Source organism: Dokdonella sp., assembly GCF_036518555.1.
Classification (GTDB): Bacteria; Pseudomonadota; Gammaproteobacteria; order Xanthomonadales; family Rhodanobacteraceae; genus Dokdonella_A.
The window spans coordinates 1-2503 of record NZ_DATDMY010000315.1 but is presented as its reverse complement, the minus strand read 5'-3'; the positions used below and the strand labels follow the sequence as shown (position 1 = coordinate 2503).

Below are 2503 nucleotides of genomic sequence, written 5' to 3'. Positions count from 1 at the left end.
TCGCGACCGCGCCCGCCGGGCGCCGTTCGGTTGCGAGCTGGCGCTGCTGCTCGCGTGCGAGCGGCTGCGCGTTGTTGCGCTGGATCGCCTGCACGCGCGCAGCGGTCGCGACCGGCTGCGGAGGCGGCGCGGTGCGCGCGATCACGCGGCGGTCGATCGCGGCGGCTTGCGGCACCGCGCGCGCGCGCTGGGCGTTGGCGGCGACGAAACTCGCCTGCGTCGGCGCGATCGCGAGACGGCTGGCGACCTGCGCGTTGCGCAACTGCGCCGGGTTCACCTGCACGCGCGCATCGGCGACCGAGCGCGCGCCGACGAACGCGTCGCGCGACACCGCAGTGACCGCCTGGACGTTGTTGCGATACGCGTACTCCGCGTTCACGATCGGCCGGCCGGCTGCGTAGTTGTTGTACACGTTCGTGATGTAGGTGTTGTTGATCACGGTCGTGTTGCGCACGTTGACCTGGTTGAAATAGTCGCGCGACGCGCGATACCACGGCACGTAGACGTCGCGCGGGCCGAGCGGGAACCAGCCGACCGGGCCGCCGCCACCGACGGAGATGCTCGCGCCCCAGCCGTGGCCGCCGACGAAGGCGACGAGCGCGGGCGCGTACACCGCGCGCACGTGGCGCGGGCCCGGGCACCAGCCCCAGCGGTCGCGCGCATAGACCCAGCGACCGTAGTGGAACGGTGCGAAGCCCCACGATGCGTTGTCGATCCAGGTCCAGCCCCACGGGTCGACCCACGACCAGTGGCCGTAGCGGTACGGCGCCCATCCGACCGACACCGACGTCGGGTACCAGATGCTGCCGTACTCGCGATCGTCGCTCCACGAACCGGCGTCGTCGAGGTCGGCGTAGCCGATCATGTCGTCGGCGACGTAGCGGCTCGACACCGAGCGCTGGTAGCGCTGGTTGCGCGACGCGATCCAGTTGTCGAAATCGTCGGCGCGAGGCAGGTCGAGCACTTCGTAGTCGCGCAGCGCGGAGTCGTTGAACCGATACGCGTTGCCCGCCCGGACGCTGTAGCTCGCGTTGTTCTCGCCGTAGACGTCGCCGCTGCCGTCGAACACGGTCACCATGGTCGAATCGCCCTGCGGCGCGATGTCGATGCGGTACTCGCCCGGCTCGCTGACGACGAATGCGAGCGTCGGCGTGTCGACCTCGTAACTCTGGCCGCGATCGAGGCGGCGCACGCGCAGGTTCAGCACGCCTTCGGTCAGTTCGACCTGGGCGATCTCGTCGTCGAGGTTGAGCAGGTTGAACGTCGTGCGCTCGTCCACGCGCATGACGGCCGCGCCGATCTCGAACTCGGCGCGCGAATCGCGATCGGTGTAGATCCTGTCGCCGGTGCCGAGCGGGCGGTTCAGCGACGCCTCGACCCAGCGATCATCGCCGGCCGCCTGGAAGCTCACTTCACCGCGCAGGAACCCGACGCGTGCAACGCGCTCGGGCGGATCCGCCAGCGCTGCGCTCGCAAACGCGCCGAGCACGGTTGCCAGCGCGGCGGCGCACCACGCACGTGGAAAGAAATGCTTCATGTACATCGATGGTCTCCATGGAGCCTACGCCGACCTTGGTCGCGGTGGGACCGTTCCCCCAGTACATCGGCCGCCCGAGGTCGACAGGCCGGGCACAGTATCCGCGCACCGACGCTGAATGCCGACTTTCCGCCAGCGCGTGCATACGTTTTCATTGCATTTGCTTGCATGCCGCGGCAGCACCCGGCCGGCAGCGCCCGACGACCGGTCGACGCCCGGCTTGTCGGCGCGCACTCGCGCCGCTACCCTTCGCCGGCGTCGGGGCGCATGCGCCCGGCGGGTTGCATCACGCGGGTGTAGCTCAATGGTAGAGCTGTAGCTTCCCAAGCTACTGACGAGGGTTCGATTCCCTTCACCCGCTCCATCCGATCGCGGCCGGGGCCACGGGGCGCCGGCGAGCAGGCTATGACGCCGTGGCCGGCCCCCTGCCGGCACCGACCCGCGCCGTCCGAGGTGTCCCGCACGTGTCCCGTCCAGACGGCTCGCCCATCGACGCGTCGCCGGCCCCCGACCTCGTCAGCCTGGGTTGGCGGGAATGGGTGGCGTTGCCGGCTCTCGGCATCGGCGCGATCAAGGCGAAGCTCGACAGCGGCGCGCGCTCGTCGTCGCTGCACGTCGAGGGCATCGAGACCTTCCGCGAGGGTGGCGTGCTGCGCGTGAGATTTCTGGTGCGCGTGCGCCGCAGGTCGCAGCGGCGCGTGGCGTGCGCGGCGACGGTGCAGGACCGACGGCACGTGACCGATTCGGGCGGGCACCGCAGCGAGCGCTGGTTCATCACCACCCAGATCGAGATCGCCGGTCGACGCATCGACATGGAAATGAACCTGACGGATCGCGGCGCGATGCTGTTCCCGTTGTTGCTCGGCCGGTCGACGATCGGCGGGCACTTCCGCATCGACCCGGCCCTCTCCTACACCTGCCCGCGGCCGACGCGGGCGCCGTTCGGCCCCTCACCGCCGCTGCCTG

At 70.3% G+C, this 2503-nt stretch carries 2 protein-coding genes and 1 tRNA gene; 2 read left to right on the top strand and 1 reads right to left on the bottom strand.

The genetic code is table 11. The annotated features are described in order from the left end of the window. Positions 1–1543, bottom strand: a 1543-nt coding sequence (locus VI238_RS16990; protein WP_331653506.1) for a DUF6600 domain-containing protein, incomplete at its 3' end; no start/stop codon positions are given. Between the two features lie 284 nt (positions 1544–1827). On the opposite strand from VI238_RS16990, the gene VI238_RS16985 reads away from it, so the two are divergent. After that, a tRNA-Gly gene (locus tag VI238_RS16985) sits at positions 1828–1901 on the top strand. A gap of 49 nt (positions 1902–1950) precedes the next feature. Then, positions 1951–2503: ATP-dependent zinc protease (locus tag VI238_RS16980; protein WP_331653504.1), on the top strand; the 553-nt coding region annotated here is incomplete at its 3' end.